We start from the raw sequence: 18,886 nt of genomic DNA, 5'->3' as shown, positions 1-18,886 counted from the left end.
GCGCGGCGACTCCCGTTTCCCGGAACCCGAATGCCAATCAGCCCGAACGCCCTGAACACCGCCTCGCTGCCTGCGCTATACAGCGCAGAGGCGCTGCGGCGCATCGAGCGGCACTATGCACCGCGCAGCTCACCGCGCCTGATGGAGCGTGCCGGTGCGATCGGGGCGGCCAAGGCGATGGAAATCATGGGTGGCCGGCACGGCCGCGTGCTCGTGATGTGCGGGCCGGGCAACAACGGCGGCGACGGCTTCGTGATCGCCCGCCAGCTGCGTCAGACCGGCTTCGACGTGGTCGTGGCCTATATCGGCGACGAACATGCGCAAGCCACCGATGCCGTATCAGCGTGGGCATCGTGGCGTGCCATCGGCGGTGTCACGCTGCCGCGCCTGCCGCGCCTGCCGCAGGGCGAGTACTCGCTGGTGGTCGATGCGCTGTACGGCATCGGCCTGACCCGACCGGTCGAAGGCGAGCACGCGGCCTGGATCGACGCAGTCAATGACATGACCTGCCCGGTGCTGGCCATCGACGTGCCGAGCGGATTGAACGCCGACACCGGCCGCGTGCTGGGTCGCGCCATCCGTGCGTCGCACACGGCGACGATGATCGCGCTGAAACCCGGCCTGCTGACGCTGGACGGGCCTGACCACTGCGGCGAGCTGTCGCTGCACGATCTGGGACTCGACTGCGCGCTGGTCGCGCGGCCGTCCGGCTGGCAGGTCGGCCGCGCGCTGTTCGACCACCTGCTGCGCCCGCGCGCACGCAACAGTCACAAGGGCACCAACGGCAATGCGGTGCTGATCGGCGGCGCGCGCGGCATGGCCGGTGCCGCGTTGCTGGCCGGGCGCGCCGCCTTGAAGGTGGGGGCCGGCCGTGTCTATGTCGGCATGCTCGACCACGCCGCCCTGCCGCTCGATCCCGAACAGCCGGAACTGATGATCCGCTCGCCGGGTGAAGTCCTGACTGGCGATCTGGCGACCTGTGTCGCCATCGGACCGGGCCTGGGTCAGAGCCCGGCGGCGCTGGAACTGATGCGCGAGGCGATTGCGACCACCGCCACGCTGGTGCTCGACGCCGACGCGCTGAATCTGTTGTCGCAACACCCGGATCTGGCACAGGCGGTGCACGACCGCAGCGCGCCGACACTGCTCACGCCACACCCCACCGAAGCGGCGCGTCTGCTCGGCAGCACGACGCCGCAGGTGCAGGAAGACCGCATCGCCTCGGCCTGCGCCATCGCGCGCCGCTACCACGCCGCGACCGTGCTCAAGGGCTGCGGCAGCGTGATCGCATTGGCCGACGGACGCTGGTTCATCAACACCACCGGCAATCCGGGCATGGCGTCGGCCGGCATGGGCGATGTGCTGACCGGGCTGATCGCCGGTCTGCTGGCGCAGGGCTGGCCGGCCGATCTGGCGCTGATCGGCGGCGTGCATCTGCACGGGCTGGCCGGCGACCGTCTGGTCGCGCTCGGCAAGGGACCGAACGGCCTGACCGCTGGCGAAGTGATCGAATCGGCGCGCGCCGCCTTCAATGCGCTGATCGCCGGCACCGATCTGCAGGAAGTCAGCCATATCCCGCTCTGACCGCTCGCAGCCGCTTATCGGCGTCATGCTGATGCTGGCGGCCCTGTTCTGCTTCGCTGTACTGGACACGACCGGCAAGTACCTGTCGCAGCGTTATCCGGTCGGCGTTCTGGTCTGGGCGCGCTATCTGGTACCGGCCATCGTGCTGGGCGCCGTGCTGTACCCGCGCATGGGACGCACCCTCGTGGTCACAGCCCGCTGGCGGCTGCAGATCGTGCGTGCAGCGCTGCTGGCCGGCGTGTCCTTCCTGATCATGGGAGGCCTGCGCACGATTCCGATGGCCGAAGGCACGTCGCTGTTCTTCATCACGCCGCTCATCGTCACGCTGCTGGCCGGTCCCGTGCTGGGCGAGCGGGTGACCGGGGCGCACTGGCTGCTTGCGCTGTTCGGCTTTTCCGGCGTGCTGCTGATCGCCCGCCCCGATGGCGACCTGCCCCTGGTGCCGGTGCTGATGCTGCTGGCCGGCTCGCTGCTTTACGCGCTGTACCAGCTGGCGACGCGCACGCTGGCGCCGACCGAGCGACCTTTGACCACCTTGTTCTACACCGCGCTGATCGGCGCCGGGATCTCTTCCGTTGCGCTGCCGGCGGCTGCACACAGTGACATCCCGGGTTGGCAGGACACCCTGCTCGTGCTGTCGCTGGGCGTGTCCGGCATGGCCGGTCACTTCCTGCTGATCCGCGCGATGGCTTTCGCGCCGGCGTCGACGCTGAGCCCGCTCATCTATGTACAACTGGTCTGGGCGACGCTGATGGGCTGGCTGGTGTTCGGTGACCTGCCAGGCGCCAGTGCCATCGGCGGGGCCGCCATCATCGTGGCCAGCGGACTGCTGAGTGTCTGGCTGGCGCACCGACGCTGAGCGTGTCCGGTGTGACTGCCGCCGCATGGCGCGCACGGGCGCGATGCTAGAATCCGCCGCTTCGATCTACCGGTCACTGCCATGCGGGAAAATGAACAGCTGTCCATCGAAATCCAGCGCAATGTGTCGCAGGCGCTCGCCGAGGATGTCGGCACCGGCGATCTGACGGCGCGCCTGATTCCGCCCGGGCGTGCTGCGCAGGGCCTGGTGACGGCGCGCGAGGAAGCGGTGCTGTGCGGTCGCGACTGGTTCGAAGCCTGCCTGCGCGCGCTCGACCCGAAAGCGACGGTCGCCTGGCATGTGCCGGAAGGCGAATGGGTGGCGCCGGACCAGAAGCTGTGCGAAATCCTGTCCGAAACGCGCGCCCTGCTGACGGCCGAACGTGCTGCGCTGAATTTCGTGCAGCTGCTGTCGGCCACTGCCACGATGACCCGGCGATTCGTCGATGCGATTTCGGGTACGTCGGCGCGCATCGTCGATACGCGCAAGACACTGCCCGGGCTGCGACTTGCGCAGAAGTACGCGGTGCGCATCGGCGGCGGGCTGAACCACCGCATGGGGCTGTATGACGGCATCCTGATCAAGGAAAACCACATCATGGCGGCTGGCGGCATCCGCCCGGTGCTGACACGGGCGCGCGGCATTGCACCGTCGAACGCGTTCATACAGATCGAGGTGGAGACACTGGCGCAGCTGCGCGAGGCGCTGGACGCCGGAGCCACCATGGTGCTGCTGGACAACATGAGCATTGACCAAATGCGCGAGGCAGTGGCGATCAATGACGACCGGGCAGAACTCGAAGCGTCCGGTGGTGTGGATCTGGACCGGGTGCGCGCCATTGCGGAAACCGGGGTGGACCGCATTTCGATCGGCGTGCTGACCAAGAACGTACGCGCGATCGACCTTTCCCTTCGTCATGTCGAACGCTGAGCGTCCGGCACACGCGACAGAAACCTGCGGAGACCCGGTCTGATGTGGTTCATCCTCTATTACATCGTTGCAATCACCGTACTCATCCTGCACTTCACCGGTTTTCTCGCCCGCAACAACATCGAGTGGCTGGTGTTCGTGCTGGCCGTGACCGTGTTCCCCGCAGTGCTCTACCTGTAGTGGGCGCCTCGATCGGCACGTTTCCGGACTGACCAGCACCGCAGCGGCTGCCTGATCCGGCAGCCGCTTTCCCCATGTCGATGTCTGCCCGACGCCCTCGAGCGGGACCGGGTACGGGTGTCTGCCGCCCTCAAGCAACGGGCGAAATGTTGAATTTGGTTGAGAATCATTCAACTTCCTATTACCATTCTTGCGCAGATGACCCGGCCCATCCAAGGCATCGCCCCCGCAAGGAGCACGCATGAATCAGCCGGTCGCTGTGACCGATTCGAACCTGAAGCCTGAGCGCGCCCGAAGCCATGAAGCCGGTGCCAAGCGGAATGTGCTGGCCGGGTCGCTGTTGATCCATGGCGCGCTGTTCGGCACCGAAGTGCGCGCCACCGGCCGCGCGATGTCGCGGCAGAACCCGCTTGCCGGTAACACCTTCCAGGAAAGCGGGTTCAAGAAGTCGAACGACGTGGTGCAGCCCGGACAGAAACTTGACAATGCGCCACGCCACACCTTCATTGCGTGGGCTCGCAGCCCGCTGCCCCATGAACCGAGTGACGGTGGCGGCGTGCAATATGTCGATACCCGGAAGAACACCAGCGCCAGCAGTGCCGGCACAGTCCTCGAGGTCGTTTTCGACGACTGCGGGTCGTGCGATGCGGCCAGCGGCCAACGCATTCCGGGAGCCGGCCGAGCGGGCGCGCTACCGGGCAACCATTCTTTCTGATCCTTGCTGCCCATGCTGCTGACGATAGACGATCTGCTGGCGAACGATGAAGTCGCCCTGGTGCGCGCGCTGCTCGACCGTGCCGAGTGGTCGAGCGGTGCGGCCACCGCCGGCACGCAGGCCGTCACCGTCAAGAACAACCAGCAGATCGCCGAAGATGCGCCGCTGCTGCCGGAGTTGCGGCGCATCGTACTGGCGGCACTGAACCGTTCGCCGATGTTTTTCACCGCAGTGCTGCCACACCGCATCGTGCCACCCTGCTTCAACCGCTACGCCGACGATGCCGACCGCTACGGTGCGCACATCGACAATTCGATGCGCGCACTGCCCGATGGCAGCGGCTATGTGCGTGCCGACATATCGGCAACGCTTTTCCTGTCAGATCCGGCCGATTACGACGGTGGCGAACTGGTGATCGAAGACACCTACGGCCGTCATGAAGTGAAGCTGCCGGCCGGCAGTCTGGTCGTTTATCCGTCGTCGTCGGTGCATCAGGTACAGCCGGTGACGCGCGGTGAGCGCATCGGCTGCTTCATGTTCATCCAGAGTCTGGTGCGGGACGCCGAACAGCGACGCCTGCTGTTCGATCTCGACATGGAATTGCTGGCGCTGCGCCAGCAGTTGGGTGAAACGCCATCCATGGTCAGATTGACCGGTGTCTATCACAACCTGCTGCGCCGCTGGGGTGACACCTGAACGTGACCATCCCTGCGCCGCGTTCCATCGGCGATTATCGCGAGCTGGCGCGCACACGCCTGCACCCTGAACTCTGGCACTACCTCGACGACGGCCGCGAAACGCCGTGCGGGCGCGCCAACCGCGCAGCGTTCGACGCTGCGCCGCTGACGCCGCGCCCGCTGACCGATGTGCGCGGTGGCCATACCCGCATCGAACTGTTCGGCGAGGTGCTCGGCCATCCGATGCTGCTCGCCCCGATCGCCTATCAGCGCCTGTATCACCCGGATGGCGAACAGGCGAGTGCCATGGCAGCGAATGCGCAGGACGGGCAGATGATCATCAGCTCGCTGGCCAGTCGGCCATTCGACGCCATCGCACGTGCCGCAGAGCGCGCGCCGTGGTTCCAGCTTTACTGGCAAGGCAGCCGAGAAGCGACACGCCGGTTGCTCGATCGCGCCATCGCTTCCGGCGCCCGCGCGCTGGTGTTCACGGTCGATGCGCCGGTGAAGCAGACCGCGCTGGCGCTGCCGGTGCAGGTCGGCGCAGTCAATCTCGATGCACCTGCGCGCCCGGTCGCCATCGCCGACGGCCAGAGTCAGGTGTTCGACGGCTGGATGGCGCAGGCACCGACCTGGGACGATCTGGACTGGCTGCGCGAACGCACGTCGCTGCCCCTGCTGCTCAAGGGCGTGCTCCACCCGGACGACGCAGTGCAAGCGGTGCGTCGGGGCTGTGACGGCATTGTCGTGTCCAACCACGGCGGACGCGTGCTGCCCGGGGCACCGGCCAGCCTGGCGGCGCTGCCGGCCGTCGTGAGCGCCGTCGGGCCCGGTGTGCCGGTGCTGCTCGACAGTGGCATCGACAATGGCATCGACGTGCATCGCGCACTGGCGGCGGGCGCGCATGCGGTACTGATCGGGCGACCGTGCATCTGGGGGCTGGCCGGCAACGGTGCGCTCGGTGTTGCGCACGTCATTCGCCTGTTGCGCGACGAACTGGAACAGAGCATGGCGCTGTGCGGCCATGCCAGCGTGGCAGCTATCCGCCCCGGCAGACCCTAGCGCAGGAAAGTCCGGCTGATTTCGCGGAACTCGTCCGAGCCAGCCGCACCCAGCCATTCGAATGCCACCATTTCGCGCGACACCACGATTACGCCGTGCTGACGCATGCGGTCGATGGCCACCAGGCGGTTGGACGGGTCGCGTGACGCGATGCAATCGGCGGCGACGAACACCTGCTTGCCGCTGGACTGCAGGTCCAGCGCACTCTGCAGCACGCAGATATGCGCTTCGATGCCGCAGATCACGACCTGCGGCCGCAGCAGCCCTGTCATCGTGTCCAGGCAGCCATCGGTGACGCATGAAAAGTGCATCTTGGGCGCGATGGACTGAGCCGGTACGAGGTCGCGCAGCGCCCGCACCGTCGCACCCAGACCTTTCGGATTCTGCTCGCAGATTGAAACCGGAACCGACAGGCGTTGCGCGATGCGCACCATCCAGACGACATTGTCGAGCAGGCGTTCAGCGTCATCCATCGCGGGCAACAGGCGCTCCTGCATGTCGATCAGCAGCAGCGACGATCCGTGGCGGTCAATCAGCATCGAACACTCCGTCCATCCTTGTTGCACAAGAGCTTAACAGCCCTTGATGACAGCCGGCATCGCCCGGCTCAGAGCAGCAGCATGGACGCCACCGACAGCTCGTCCAGCCGGGCCAGTTCTTCAGTGGTCTGCCAGGCACGGTATTCGATCACGCCGAGCGCGACCGCGGCCAGCATGGAACACAGCACCAGCCCGGTCATCCAGCCACGCAGCACGCGCGGGCGGCGATGTGGTGCACCGGCAAGCAGCCGTTGCTGCAGGTCGTGTGACGGCGTCGGTTCGGGCATTTCGCGCAGCGCACTGCGCAGCGCATCGTCTGCGAACGGGCCCGACGCGGCATCCGGTGTGACACCCGGCAGTGGTTCAGTCATGTGCGTCCCCTCCTGACAGCAGGGTCTTGAGCCGGGTCCGGGCCCGGAACAACAGTTGATGGACCGCATTTTCTGCCAGCCCCAGTTCGTGTGCAATGGCCGCGATGTCGCATTCTTCCCACGCCCACATCATCAGCGCGCTGCGCTGGCGCGCCGGCAGCCGCTCGAGGGCCTCGTGCAGTCGCGCGCTGCGTACGCCCGCCAGCCAGTGCTGCTCCGGTGTGGCTGCCGGATCAACCAGATCGTCGAGCACGGATGGGTCTGCGCGCTCCACCTCGCGGCGGAAGCGGTCCATGCACAGATTGCGCACGATGGTCAGGAACCAGGTCGACACCGAAGCGCGGGGCTCGAAGCGCGGCGCGTGCTGCCACAGACGACAGAATGCCTCCTGCACGACATCCTCCGCGTCCGCCCTGTTGCCGGTCAGCCGCCACGCAAGTGCATGGGCCCGTGGCAGCAGGCGTCGCACCAGTTCCTCGGAGGCGGCCCGCGTCCCCGCATGCGCCTGCTGCAGCAACGCAGCGTCACTGCGCCAGGCGCGCGGCAGCAGGCCATCGAGTGCCGGCAGGCCGAATTCAGCAGCCACGGATGTCTGCGGCCACAGGTCTAGCGTCCGATCTCGCGCTGCCATCGGCGACGCTCTTCAGGTTTCATGCGGTCCAGCAGTTCGCGCCGCTCGCGCAGCAGGGCCTCGCGTTCTTCTGCCGACAAGGAGCGGATGTATTCCCGTCGCTCGGCACGCAGGCGATCCCGATCGGCGTCACTCATGGCTTTCCAGTCTTCGCGCAGCCGGTCAGCGATTTCGCGCCGCTGCTCCGGCGGCAACGCCGACAGGCGTTCGCGCAGACGTTCGCGAAACTTCCGGCGCTCGTCCGGCGTGGCGGCACGCAGCTTCTCGCGCAGGGCGCCGGCACGCGCATCGCGCTCGGCGGCCGGCAGGGTGCTCCAGGTCTGCGGGTCGGGTACTTCGGGCAGCGCGGCCTGTGCGCTGCCCGACAGGATCCCGAACGCGAGCACGCACACGATCAGGAGCAGGATCGGAATCGGGAGGTACGGCCGGCCCATGGCGTCGTCGGAGGAGAGTGTGAACAAGTTGGTTCCAGGCATCACGGTCACCAGCATTGAACGCGCGGGACGACGGATTCTTACGCGACATCCGGGGCCGCCGCAAAACCTTGCATCCGCTTACATACGGGCGACGTAAGGACCTGCGGGCGCGCAGCGTTCAAGCGATGCAGGCGATGCATTCGCACGCCGCTGATCTTCCGGAGACCACCATGAAAGCCCTTCCGCTCGCCGCCCTGCTCGCCCTTGCCTTCAGCACCGTGGCACTCGCTCAGCCCACGCTGTCCGATCGCATGGAAACCCGCATCGACAACCGGCAGGACAGACAGGAAACGCGGATCGACCGCGGAATCGAAAAGGGGGCGGTCACCGCGCACGAAGCCGCCCGGCTGGAACATCAGCAGGCGCATATCGATCGCGTGGACAGCCGGGCAATGGCCGATGGCGCGATCGATCACAAGGAAGCCGTCAGGATGGAACGCATGCAGGATCGCGCCAATGCCAGCATCCGGCATCAGAAGCATGATCGTCAGCTGCGTCGCTGACGGTCAGCAGCCCTTAATGCGCGCGCTGCTGGCCGAGCGCCTGGCTGACCGCCCGGTCGAACATCGGCTGATTGTCGACCACGCGTGCTTCGCCGTTCGCCAGTTGCAGCGCCAGCGCGTCAGGTGCGATCGAGGTGGCCCGCGTCGAACCGGGATTGGTGAACAGGTAAATGCCGCGTTGCGGGCTGACCCAGTTCAGGCGCATGCGTACGAAACTGCCGTCAACCTGGCGAAACTCGATCCAGTCGCCGCGCTTGAGTTCGAACACACGGTCCTGCTCCTGGATGTCGAGTGGTGACGGCAGGTTCAATGAAATGTCATTGAGCTCCAGGCCGTCCTGCTCGACATGCTCGCTGACCACTTCCGGTGCCGGCACATCGTCATTCGCGGAGTAGGCCTCGGGTACCCACTGTTCAACTGCCGGTGGAGCTGTCACCGCACCGGGTTTGAGCCACTGTGCGTGCAGGTCGAACAGGCCGTTGAGCAGCATCAGCTTGTCGGCAGGATGGGCGCCTGCCAGGTCGAAGCCCTGGTTGAGGCGGCGCAGCAAACCGGGCAGCGCCACCACGAGGGCGCGGCGTTCGTCCGCATCGGCCTTGGCCTGTACGCTCCAGATCAGTTCGTCGATGGTGGCGAGCGCCTGCTGGTAATCAACGGCCGCATCCGGACCGGTATCGACATGCTTGCGCAGCAGCCGCCGCCACACGCCATCGAGCAGACTTTGCACCACACCGGGCAGCGGCTTGCGCAACCGGTCATCAATTTCGTCGTCGGCGGCTCGCCGCGCATCTTCGCGGCGCAGTCGTTCCTGCTCGCGCGCACTGGCGATCAGCGCCGCGGCTTCCGCACGTTGCGTCTCGTCTGCTTCCAGTTCGGTGACGAAGGCGCGCAGGTCTTCGCTGCAGGCCTCGAACAGGCTCAGATCGCGATCGAAATCTCGCAGGATGCGGTCGACGATTTCCGCCAGCTTGATGTAAAGGGGGTCTTCGTGACCGACGTCGCGCCCCCAGCGCATCATCGAGTTGGAAATCAGGTCGAGCAGTCGGCGCGCCGGATGCGCCTTGCTGGAGAAGAAGCTGCGGTCCAGCATGGCCACCTTGACCAGCGGAATCTGCAGCCGGCCGACCAGCGCCTTGATCGGATCGGCGATATCGGCGTCGTCGAAGATGAGGTCGAACAGCATGGCGACGATGTCGACCGTGATCGCATCGAACTGCCCGAGATGGCGGCCCAGTTCGGAGGTACGGAAATTGCGCAGCAGATTGGGCGGAATGCCGAGGTTGAAGGACGCAGCGGCCGGCACAGAAAGGTCGGCGTCGGACTGAAGTGCGCTGAGCGCCTCGAACACGAAGGGCGACGCCAGCCCGGCCGGGTTTGCTCCGGCTGCGCCGATCGGCGGCAGCGTAATGCCCTGTGCCGCCATCTGGCCCTGGACCAGTTGCGACAGCATGGCGTAGATATCGCCGTCAGCGTCCGCAGCAGCGCCAAACGCAGCTTGCTCGCCGAAGCCGCCACTCACGGACGACATGCCGAAGCCGGGCATCGATGCGGTGAAGCCTGCGTCCTGGGCGCCGCCTGTCGAAGGAAAGCCACCCTGCCCGCTTACAGACTGCGCAAAACCACCGCTGACCATTCCCGCCGGATCGCCGGCTGCGCCATTGCCCTGCATGGGCGGTACGCCCGCCACGCCGGCGCGTGCTCCGACGTTGCGGCGGAAGCCGCGACGCAGTCCCGGCAGGACGTTCTGCCGCTGCAGTCGTACGTTGAGGTCCTGGTAAAGCTTTGAAAGTTCGCGTGAAATCTGCGATTCGAGCGACTGCAGCAGCACCAGCCGCATCTGCACGCTGGCATCGACCTCTTCGCACGCAGCGCGCAGCGCCTTGGCGACGCCTTCGGTGCCGAGCGGATTGTCCTGATCGGTCGGGTCTGACTTGCCGAGCAGTGAACCCAGACGCTGTTCGACGCCGAACAGCTCCTCGTCGCAGTGTTCCTTCAGCTTGCGGGTGAGTTCATGGACAGCCAGATCCTGAGTCAGGTCGTCTTCGCCCACCAGGCTGAGTTCGTCAAGTGAAGTCGGTACCGCTGAGCGTGACGATTCGACCGGCTCGCCGCGTACGCGCGCGTCGAAATAGCGAGTCAGGTGGTCGATGAACGTTTGTTCGATGCCGGCCCACTGCTGGCGGGCCTTGCCGCAGGTGAACATGTAGAGGTTGCGCTGGTCGCGATCGAGTTCCGCCTCGGCCCGGGCGACCAGATCTTCTTCGATCTTTTCGAGCATGCCGCGCAGCGAATCACGCAGGCGCCGGATCGTGAAATCGCGGCAGTCGCTGATCACCCGCCCTCGTTCGGGCGGTACGGCAGTCTGTTTCGGCAGGGGTACAGCGCTCATGATTCACCTTTGCGGCCGCGCACGGCGGTCGGTAAAGGCTGAAACGGGGCGCAAAGTCAGGACCGGACGCGAGGCGGGGTACAGCTTCGCGGCGGCCCCGCTGTCGTGGGGCGCCGGGGCACCCGGTAGACCGGAAACTTTGCGTCGCCACCTTTCGGTGGGTTTGCCCTGGTTCAGCTTCAATATGTCGTCACATCATTTAACGACTGCGCTGCGCCCGACTTTAGGGTCTGCAAGAATTTGATTCGTACATCACTTTTACAGTCGGCGCATCGCTGGGCAACGCGACGCACCCATCAAACGAGAACAGATCCAAGCTCTCAAATCTGCAATGTGGCGATGATGGAATCGATCTCTTCCTTCGATTCCGCAACCACCGCTTCCAGCGTTTCGTTGTCGATGTCCGAGGTCGCCGCGTCGGCGAGCAGACCGTCTTCTTCCGGCGACAGCGTGGTGAACGGATTCGGAAATGCCGCCATGCTCTCGGCAAGGAACAGCACATCACCCAGCGAACGGGGCGGCACGACGGCACCTTCGAACGACGGTGCATCGACGGCTGCGATGACCTGCTCCGGTACCTTGAGCGATTCGAGCACCGCGCGGCCGACGCTCTGGCTGAAACTGAACATCAGCCCACCCAGTTCGGCTTCGCGCTGCAGCAGCGCAGGAAAGGCCGATGCGCGGGCCAGCAGGTAGAACTGGCCGATCTCATGGACCAGACCGGCGAACATGGCCGTATCGGCGTTCAGCCGCGAAAGGCGACGCGCGATCACGTAGCTCAGCGCCGAAACGTGGATGGTGTGCCGCCACAGGTCGTGCGTCAGGACGCGCAGACGTTCGTCGGCGCGCGCATCGACCATCTGGCGGACGATGAGCGACATCGTGAGCATGCGGATCGGCTCGGTACCGACGCGCGTCACCGCGGTGCGGACGTCCGTTATTTCGTTGCCGCTGCGGTTGTAGGCGACCGAATTGGCGAGGCGCAGCGCCTTCGCGCTGAGCACCGGCTCGGCGCCAACCAGCCGGCACACCTCATTGACGTTGATATCGGGATTTTCAAGCGCCTGCCGGATGCGAAGCGACACATCAATGCTGGTCGGGAAGACGATGTCGCCCGATTCAAGTTCGGCTGAAAGCCGCTGCAGTGCCTCAAGCGATGAATTCACCGGCTCACCCATGACATGTTCTCCGTGACGCACCGCGGTGCGCATGTGGTTCGATGCCTGTGTATACGGCAGCGTGCGGTTCGGACTTGATCCCCGATTCCGCCCGCGCTGCTGCCTGCCTGCCGATTATCCAGTGTTGCGGGCAATGAAGGCCTTCATTGCGGCCACGTCGGTACCCATCACCTCGTAGCGCTGCGGCAACGATTCGAGGTGCTCCATGCCGTGCGGGCGGACCGGCTCGCAGCCCAGTGCTTCGACCACGGTTTCCGAGAACTTGGCCGGCAGTGCAGTTTCGAGCACCACCATCGGCACACCGGCTTCGCGCCGCTCCAGCGCCACCTTCAGGCCGTCGGCGGTATGCGTGTCGATGGCGCGCCCCCAGCGCTGATGCGCCAGCCGCATCGTGGCGACACGATGGGCATGGTTGCTCGAACCGGACTGGAAGCCGTACTCGGACGCGACCTTGCCGAACAGCCCGGTGCCCGACAGATCGAACGGGCGGCCGCGATCGACTTCGCCCCACATCGCCCTCACCTGCCCGGTGTCGCGACCGGTGAGATCGAAGATGAAGCGCTCGAAATTGCTCGCCTTGGAAATATCCATCGACGGGCTCGTGGTGTGCAGCGTTTCCGCATTGCCGCGCGGCCGATAGACGCCGGTGCGGAAAAACTCGTCGAGGACGTCGTTTTCGTTCGTGGCCACCACCAGATGCCGGATCGGCAGGCCCATCATGCGGGCGATGTGACCGGCGCACACATTGCCGAAGTTGCCGGACGGCACGGTGAAGCTCACCTGCTGGTCATCGCGCTGCGTCGCGGCGAAGTACGCCTTGAAATAGTAGACAACCTGCGCCGACACGCGCGCCCAGTTGATCGAATTGACGGTGCCGATGCGGTACTTCGCCTTGAAATCGAGGTCGTTCGATACCGCCTTCACCATGTCCTGGCAGTCGTCGAACACACCGCGCACCGCGATATTGAAGATGTTCGGGTCCTGGAGACTGAACATCTGGGCGCTCTGGAAGCGGCTCATCTTGCCGTGCGGACTGAGCATGAACACGCGGATGCCGCGCTTGCCGCGCATTGCGTATTCGGCGCTCGAACCGGTATCGCCCGACGTGGCGCCGAAGATGTTCAGCTCGGCACCATTTTTCGCCAGTGCATACTCGAACAGGTTGCCGAGCAACTGCATCGCCATGTCCTTGAACGCCAGCGTCGGGCCGTTCGACAGTTCGAGCAGATGCAGGTCGGGTTCCAGCGTGTACAGCGGCGTGATGTCGCGGGCGTCGGAGCCCGACACGGTGTTGCAGTAAACCTCGGGCCGATAGGTGCGTTCGATCAGCGTGCGCAGGTCGTCGGACGGCAGGTCGTCGGCGAAGCGCGACAGCACCGCGAAGGCCAGCTGGCGGTAATCCATGCCGCGCATGGACCCGAGCTCGGCCGGTGTGAACGTCGGGTAGTGCACAGGCATGGCGAGACCGCCATCCTCCATCAGTCCGCCCAGCAGGATGTCGGTGAAGCGCTTCTGCGGCGCGAGGCCGCGGGTGGATACGTAATACATTGATATTTACTGATATCGGAAGTGGCTGCAAACCAATCTGAAAAATAATAAAAATCTAGTGGCCACAGACTTTCTCTCCCCTGAAGTCTTGGTCAAGAAACTTCTTCAAGTCGCAGATAATGCACATTAAGGGTTCTCATTTCTGATGCCCATATTACAAAATAATCGCCCCTGATGGGATAAAATCGATTTTTCTGGTCGAAGGTCTCGCTCGCGTCCTGCGATATTTCTCGACGCGACACATCCTCAAGAACAAGCCGGTCAATTGAACCATCTGGGTTCAGGAAAAACTCTACGAGGCGCCCTAAATAAAGCTGGGCACTCCCTCCAACTTCAACCACTGCCGCAACCAAAACCCCATCCGGTGGCGTATCGGCATCGTAACCATTCAACAGGTAATACCACGGTGTATCAAAACGAAACCAACGTGAAAGTATTGTACCGTCCCGGTCTAGACGGAAGTGAGTGATTGCGCCGCGCAGTGCGCGGCCGACGAGAAAAGCCGCAAAGTATAGAATCAGGAAATAAGCAGCTATCGCATTACGGTGAGAAGCCACCCTGGTCACCGCATCGGCGTAGCCAACTGCGCGGTCACCCGACATCAATAACAGCAAGTCATCGACCCGCACAATCCAAGGTGTGAAAATTTCGACGGATACACTTCCCAACCCATTCAGAACGAAGGCCAGCAATATAGCGTTAGTGATCGACCGGCTAAATGGAAGGGTGTCAAGTACGGTACGTTCAGGTCGTCTGAATTCCGCCTGCAGTATAAAACCTGGAAGTAGAAGTAGAAACAAGATAACTGTCGGTAGCGCGATATTCATAAGCAGTGCTCAGCAAGCACATTCCGCTGCCGTGTTGCCACGTTGAATTGGGTGGGCTGACAGATCCTTAGTCACCACCCCGCACCGTACGAATCGGGACCACAGAGATTCGAACCTTGCCTTTACTAAGCTCTATTGTTACCTCATCCGGCTCACGGCCCGAGGTCACCGATTGCATGGCCTGGCGAAGTTGCTCCCGATCCTTGGGCACTTTCAGAAAATTCATCAGTTTCGAGCTAGCAGCCACTTTCATAGCGCGTCTCCCAGTTGTTAATGTACTGAAAATACGATTGCTCTCCTCGAATTGCAAGTCACTCAGCCGTTCAGCTCTTCAAGGCGCAGACGCGTCACGCTGCCCACCGTGCTGTCGAGTGCTTCGATGCGTGCGATGGCGGCATCGACCTTTTTCTCGCGCGTCACGTGGGTCAGCATGATGATGTTCGCCTGCTGTTCGCCTTCCGACGGCTCTTTCTGCAGCATGGCGTCGATGCTGATTTCCTGGTCGGCGAGGATGCGAGTGATGTCGGCCAGCACCCCCGGCCTGTCCTGCACGCGCAGGCGCAGATAGTAGGCGCTCTCGACTTCGCTGATCGGAAGGATGGGGGTGTCGGACAGCTGATCGGCGCGGAATGCCAGATGCGGCACGCGATGTTCCGGGTCAGCCGTGTGCAGACGGGTCACGTCGACCAGGTCGGCGATCACCGAGCTCGCTGTCGGCTCGGCGCCGGCACCGCGGCCGTAATACAGCGTGGCGCCGACCGCGTCGCCTTTCACCAGCACCGCATTCATCACGCCCTCGACATTGGCGATCAGGCGCTTCGACGGGATCAGCGTCGGGTGCACGCGCAGTTCGAAACCGTCGGCCTTGCGCTTGGTGATGCCCAGCAGCTTGATGCGATAGCCCAGCGCTTCGGCGTAGCGTATGTCGTCGGCGGTCAGTTTCGTGATGCCTTCGATGTGCGCGCGGTCGAACTGGACCGGGATGCCGAACGCGATCGACGACAGCAAGGTGATCTTGTGTGCGGCATCGACGCCTTCGATGTCGAAGGTCGGATCGGCTTCGGCGTAGCCCAGCCGCTGTGCGTCGGCCAGCGCGTCGGCGAAGGTCAGGCCCTTGTCGCGCATTTCCGACAGGATGTAGTTGGTGGTTCCGTTGATGATGCCGGCCACCCACTCGATGCGGTTGGCCGTCAGCCCTTCACGCACCGCCTTGATGATGGGGATGCCACCGGCGACCGCAGCCTCGAACGCCACCATGACGCCCTTGGCCTGCGCCGCGGCGAATATTTCCTGCCCGTGCGTGGCCAGCAGCGCCTTGTTGGCGGTCACCACATGCTTGCCATGGGCGATCGCCTCGAGCACCAGTTCCTTCGCGATGGTGTAGCCACCGATCAGTTCGACCACGATGTCGATGTTCGGGTCGCGCACGACCTCGAAGGCATCGCCGGTCACTTTCACCTTGCCACCGGTCAGCTGCTGCGCGCGGGCGGTATCGCGGTCGGCTACCGCGGTGATCTGGATCGGCCGACCGGCGCGACGGGTGATTTCTTCCTGGTTGCGGGTCAGGACCGTCCAGGTTCCGCCACCGACGGTGCCGATGCCGAGCAGACCTACATTGATGGGTTTCATGCCTTGCCTCGTGTGGAATGTCGTTGCGGGACCGTGTCCAGATCCCGCGAAAAAAGGAAACAGGCGATGTGCATGCCTTCGCGATGGTAGAAGCGGCGCGCATCGACGCGCTGTGTGCCGGAGTCAAGCCTGAGGCGCGTGGCCCCGCGTTCTGTTGCCTCGTGCGCAAGCCAGTCGAGAAGGGTCTTGCCGACCCCCTGCGAGCGAGCCGCCGGTGCGGTGACCAGGTCATCTATATAGAAGTGCACACCGCTCGACGTGTTGCGGTGACAGCGGAAGACCGCCACGCCGAGCACCTGGTCATCGCGGACGGCCACGACCATTTCGCCGCCGTCGTCGAAAATGCCCTGCAATGTGCCGACGTAATCCGCAGGCAGATCGGGCCGGAGTGCGCGATGCACCGCTTCCGCGCGCGCCAGCCAGGATGGTTCGAGAACGGCGCGCCGGGCGGCCACCCGCACGACGGTGACCTCAGCGGCCATGACGCTTTCGGAAGCCGTCGAGGAAGCGGGCGATGCGTCCGATGGCTTCGCGCAGGTCGTCCTCGTGCGGCAGGAAGACGACGCGGAAGTGGTCCGGCCGCGGCCAGTTGAAGCCGGTGCCCTGCACCAGCAGCACACGCTGCTCTTCCAGCAGTTCGAGAATGAAGCGCTGATCGTCCTCGATCGGGTAGAGCTTCGGGTCAAGCCGCGGAAAAAGGTAAAGCGAGGCGCGCGGCTTGACGCAGCTGACGCCCGGGATCTGCGTCAGCAGCTCCCACGCGGTGTCGCGCTGTCGCGCCAGTCGTCCGCCCGGCGCAACCAGATCGTTGATCGTCTGATAGCCGCCGAGTGCGGTCTGGATCGCGAACTGGCCCGGGACGTTGGAGCACAGTCGCATCGACGCCAGCATGTTCAACCCGTCGATGTAGTCGCGCGCATGACGCTTGTCGCCCGATACGACCATCCAGCCGGCGCGGTAGCCGCAGGCGCGGTAGTTCTTCGACAGGCCGTTGAAGGTGACGAACAACAGGTCGTCGGCCAGCGAGGCGATCGACGTGTGGGTGGCGCCGTCGTACAGTGTCTTGTCGTAGATTTCGTCGGCAAACACGATCAGGTTGTTCTGGCGCGCGATCTCCACCAGATCCTGCAGCAGCGCGTCGGAGTACAGCGCGCCGGTCGGATTGTTCGGGTTGATGATGACGATGGCGCGCGTGTTGGCCGTGATCTTGGCGCGGATGTCGGCCAGATCGGGCATCCAGTCGGCGCCTTCGTCACAGATGTAGTGACGCGCCGTGCCGCCGGCCAGCGTCACTGCCGCGGTCCACAGCGGGTAGTCGGGCGCCGGCACGAGTACTTCGTCGCCGCTGTTGAGCAGGCCCTGCATGGCCATCACGATGAGCTCGGACGCACCATTGCCGATGAAGATGTCGTCCACGCCCACGCCCGGAATCCGCTTTTCCTGGCTGTACTGCATGATGGCCTTGCGCGGTGCAAACAAGCCGCGCGAATCGGTGTAGCCGGATGCGTCGGGCAGGTTGCGGATCACGTCCTGCACGATTTCCTCAGGCGCTTCGAAACCGAATGGCGCGAGGTTGCCGATGTTGAGCTTGATGACGCGCTGCCCTTCTTCCTCCATCTGGCGGGCCCGGGCGAGCACGGGGCCGCGGATGTCGTAACAGACGTTGGCGAGCTTTGAAGACTTCGAAACCGGAGGATGCACGATGGGGCGATCTGGAGAGGCGATGATTGGATGACTGGGCATGGGGCAGGTTGCGGCAGTCACCGGGATGACCGCCGTCGCGCGGACTTCATTGTCCGCCGACGAAAAAAGATATGATTGTATGCGAGCCCGCAAGGCAGGGCAAAAGCCGGTTGCCGGCGGCACCCGAAGACCACCTGGATCCTCTCCGACCGAACCACCGTGAAGCTGCACCAGACCCCGCGCCCGACCACCTACCTTGTCACCGGATTCGGTGATGGCTATCTGCAGATCGGCGAGCGCCAGCTGACGCGCACCGTGGTGCTCGGCCCCGGACTGCTGCGCGAGGACTGGGGTGCCGGCAGCATCGACCAGCTCGATGCCGCCGACTTTGCGCAACTGACCTCGCTCGATGCACAGATTCTTCTGCTCGGCACCGGCCCGACACAGCAGTTCCCGCACCCTTCCCTGCTGCGTCCGTTGATCGACGCCGGCATCGGCGTTGAAGTCATGGACACGCTGGCCGCAGCGCGCACCTACAACATACTGGTCGCGGAAGGCCGTGCCGTGGCCGCAGCACTCATCCTGCCGGAGGCTGTGCCGTCAGCGTGACCCCGAAACCACTCAAGGAGAGACGGCTCAGATGAGCACCACCCAGATCGACGATTTCACACTCGCTTCCACCTCGGGACAGGACTTCAACCTGTCCGCTGCCGCCAAGCCGCTGGTCATCTACTTCTACCCGAAGGACAGCACACCGGGCTGCACCACCGAAAGCGCAGCCTTTCGCGATCTTTATCCGCAGTTCGTTGCCGCCGGCTGCGGCGTGATCGGCATTTCGCGTGACAGCATCAAGTCGCATCAGAATTTCAAGGCCAGGCTCGAGCTCCCGTTCGAACTGATTTCCGATCCCGATGAAACCGCGTGCGCAATTTTCGACGTCATGAAGATGAAGAACATGTACGGAAAGCAGGTGCGCGGCGTGGAGCGGAGCACTTTCGTGATCGGCACCGGCAACCTTATCCTGCGCCAGTGGCGCGGCGTGAAAGTGCCGGGGCACGCGGACGAGGTGCTCGACTTCGTCAATACACTCTGAAACCCGGCGCAA

At 64.3% G+C, this 18,886-nt stretch carries 21 protein-coding genes and 1 riboswitch; of the genes, 10 read left to right on the top strand and 11 right to left on the bottom strand.

Going from position 1 to position 18,886, the window contains the following annotated elements; translation table 11 throughout:
* Nucleotides 1-30: 30 nt before the first annotated feature.
* The 7 genes from NMQ14_RS03870 (at nucleotide 31) to NMQ14_RS03840 (ending at nucleotide 6,007) form a co-directional block, all read left to right on the top strand.
* Nucleotides 31-1,584, top strand: a complete 1,554-nt coding sequence (locus NMQ14_RS03870; RefSeq protein WP_257093639.1) for an NAD(P)H-hydrate dehydratase — start codon at nucleotides 31-33, stop codon at nucleotides 1,582-1,584.
* On the top strand, nucleotides 1,553-2,443 hold the full coding sequence (locus NMQ14_RS03865; protein ID WP_373457178.1) for a DMT family transporter: 891 nt from the start codon (nucleotides 1,553-1,555) through the stop codon (nucleotides 2,441-2,443). Before NMQ14_RS03870 ends, NMQ14_RS03865 begins: the two co-directional genes overlap by 32 nt.
* Before the next feature lie 81 nt (nucleotides 2,444-2,524).
* The gene (gene nadC / locus NMQ14_RS03860; protein ID WP_257093635.1) at nucleotides 2,525-3,373 is read left to right on the top strand and encodes a carboxylating nicotinate-nucleotide diphosphorylase; all 849 of its coding nucleotides are present in this window, start codon (nucleotides 2,525-2,527) and stop codon (nucleotides 3,371-3,373) included.
* A gap of 42 nt (nucleotides 3,374-3,415) precedes the next feature.
* On the top strand, nucleotides 3,416-3,553 hold the full coding sequence (locus NMQ14_RS03855; protein ID WP_190295037.1) for a hypothetical protein: 138 nt from the start codon (nucleotides 3,416-3,418) through the stop codon (nucleotides 3,551-3,553).
* Nucleotides 3,554-3,794: 241 nt separating this feature from the next.
* A complete protein-coding gene (locus NMQ14_RS03850; protein WP_257093633.1) occupies nucleotides 3,795-4,268 on the top strand; it encodes a hypothetical protein in 474 nt (157 codons plus the stop codon).
* A gap of 12 nt (nucleotides 4,269-4,280) precedes the next feature.
* Nucleotides 4,281-4,964 (top strand): Fe2+-dependent dioxygenase, encoded by a 684-nt coding sequence (locus NMQ14_RS03845; RefSeq protein ID WP_257093631.1) that lies wholly within the window; start codon nucleotides 4,281-4,283, stop codon nucleotides 4,962-4,964.
* 2 nt (nucleotides 4,965-4,966) lie between these two features.
* On the top strand, nucleotides 4,967-6,007 hold the full coding sequence (locus tag NMQ14_RS03840; RefSeq protein WP_257093629.1) for an alpha-hydroxy acid oxidase: 1,041 nt from the start codon (nucleotides 4,967-4,969) through the stop codon (nucleotides 6,005-6,007).
* On the opposite strand, the gene NMQ14_RS03835 is transcribed toward NMQ14_RS03840, so the two are convergent.
* The 4 genes from NMQ14_RS03835 to NMQ14_RS03820 all read right to left on the bottom strand — a co-directional run bounded on the left by NMQ14_RS03835 (nucleotide 6,004) and on the right by NMQ14_RS03820 (nucleotide 8,039).
* Nucleotides 6,004-6,546 (bottom strand): hydrolase, encoded by a 543-nt coding sequence (locus NMQ14_RS03835; RefSeq protein ID WP_257093627.1) that lies wholly within the window; start codon nucleotides 6,544-6,546, stop codon nucleotides 6,004-6,006. The genes NMQ14_RS03840 and NMQ14_RS03835 overlap by 4 nt on opposite strands.
* A 68-nt stretch (nucleotides 6,547-6,614) precedes the next feature.
* A complete protein-coding gene (locus tag NMQ14_RS03830; protein WP_257093625.1) occupies nucleotides 6,615-6,917 on the bottom strand; it encodes a hypothetical protein in 303 nt (100 codons plus the stop codon).
* Nucleotides 6,910-7,503: a sigma-70 family RNA polymerase sigma factor gene (locus NMQ14_RS03825; protein WP_257093623.1), complete on the bottom strand. Its 594-nt coding sequence runs from the start codon at nucleotides 7,501-7,503 to the stop codon at nucleotides 6,910-6,912. Before NMQ14_RS03825 ends, NMQ14_RS03830 begins: the two co-directional genes overlap by 8 nt.
* Before the next feature lie 20 nt (nucleotides 7,504-7,523).
* A complete protein-coding gene (locus tag NMQ14_RS03820) occupies nucleotides 7,524-8,039 on the bottom strand; it encodes a DUF3106 domain-containing protein (protein WP_257093621.1) in 516 nt (171 codons plus the stop codon).
* Nucleotides 8,040-8,194: 155 nt separating this feature from the next.
* Here NMQ14_RS03820 and NMQ14_RS03815 point away from each other — a divergent pair, with 155 nt between their 5' ends.
* The gene (locus tag NMQ14_RS03815) at nucleotides 8,195-8,527 is read left to right on the top strand and encodes a hypothetical protein (RefSeq protein ID WP_257093619.1); all 333 of its coding nucleotides are present in this window, start codon (nucleotides 8,195-8,197) and stop codon (nucleotides 8,525-8,527) included.
* A 13-nt stretch (nucleotides 8,528-8,540) separates the two neighbouring features.
* Here the strand turns inward: NMQ14_RS03815 and NMQ14_RS03810 are convergent, their stop codons facing one another.
* The 7 genes from NMQ14_RS03810 to NMQ14_RS03780 all read right to left on the bottom strand — a co-directional run bounded on the left by NMQ14_RS03810 (nucleotide 8,541) and on the right by NMQ14_RS03780 (nucleotide 17,841).
* A complete protein-coding gene (locus NMQ14_RS03810) occupies nucleotides 8,541-10,916 on the bottom strand; it encodes a DUF1631 domain-containing protein (RefSeq protein ID WP_257093617.1) in 2,376 nt (791 codons plus the stop codon).
* A gap of 87 nt (nucleotides 10,917-11,003) precedes the next feature.
* Nucleotides 11,004-11,094: riboswitch (cyclic di-GMP riboswitch) on the bottom strand.
* Between the two features lie 142 nt (nucleotides 11,095-11,236).
* Nucleotides 11,237-12,094 (bottom strand): HDOD domain-containing protein, encoded by an 858-nt coding sequence (locus NMQ14_RS03805; protein WP_257093615.1) that lies wholly within the window; start codon nucleotides 12,092-12,094, stop codon nucleotides 11,237-11,239.
* Nucleotides 12,095-12,208: 114 nt separating this feature from the next.
* Nucleotides 12,209-13,642: a threonine synthase gene (thrC, locus tag NMQ14_RS03800; protein WP_257093613.1), complete on the bottom strand. Its 1,434-nt coding sequence runs from the start codon at nucleotides 13,640-13,642 to the stop codon at nucleotides 12,209-12,211.
* A gap of 92 nt (nucleotides 13,643-13,734) precedes the next feature.
* On the bottom strand, nucleotides 13,735-14,469 hold the full coding sequence (locus tag NMQ14_RS03795; protein ID WP_257093611.1) for a hypothetical protein: 735 nt from the start codon (nucleotides 14,467-14,469) through the stop codon (nucleotides 13,735-13,737).
* Nucleotides 14,470-14,784: 315 nt separating this feature from the next.
* Nucleotides 14,785-16,098, bottom strand: coding sequence for a homoserine dehydrogenase (locus NMQ14_RS03790; RefSeq protein WP_257078484.1), 1,314 nt, complete (start codon nucleotides 16,096-16,098; stop codon nucleotides 14,785-14,787).
* Entirely contained in the window at nucleotides 16,095-16,580 is a 486-nt protein-coding gene (locus NMQ14_RS03785) for a GNAT family N-acetyltransferase (protein WP_257093609.1), read from the bottom strand. The genes NMQ14_RS03790 and NMQ14_RS03785 overlap by 4 nt, the downstream gene beginning before the upstream one ends.
* Nucleotides 16,570-17,841: a pyridoxal phosphate-dependent aminotransferase gene (locus NMQ14_RS03780; protein ID WP_257078482.1), complete on the bottom strand. Its 1,272-nt coding sequence runs from the start codon at nucleotides 17,839-17,841 to the stop codon at nucleotides 16,570-16,572. Before NMQ14_RS03780 ends, NMQ14_RS03785 begins: the two co-directional genes overlap by 11 nt.
* 159 nt (nucleotides 17,842-18,000) lie before the next feature.
* Here NMQ14_RS03780 and NMQ14_RS03775 point away from each other — a divergent pair, with 159 nt between their 5' ends.
* Together NMQ14_RS03775 and NMQ14_RS03770 are read left to right on the top strand one after the other, a co-directional pair.
* Complete coding sequence (locus NMQ14_RS03775) at nucleotides 18,001-18,390, top strand: Mth938-like domain-containing protein (RefSeq protein ID WP_257093606.1); 390 nt, start codon at nucleotides 18,001-18,003, stop codon at nucleotides 18,388-18,390.
* Nucleotides 18,391-18,421: 31 nt separating this feature from the next.
* Nucleotides 18,422-18,874 (top strand): peroxiredoxin, encoded by a 453-nt coding sequence (locus tag NMQ14_RS03770; protein WP_257093604.1) that lies wholly within the window; start codon nucleotides 18,422-18,424, stop codon nucleotides 18,872-18,874.
* The last annotated feature ends 12 nt before the right edge of the window (nucleotides 18,875-18,886 follow it).

The organism is Methyloversatilis sp. XJ19-13, from assembly GCF_024580155.1.
Lineage (GTDB): Bacteria > Pseudomonadota > Gammaproteobacteria > Burkholderiales > Rhodocyclaceae > Methyloversatilis.
Note: the sequence above shows the minus strand (reverse complement) of the source record. Positions and strands in the feature narration are given on the sequence as shown.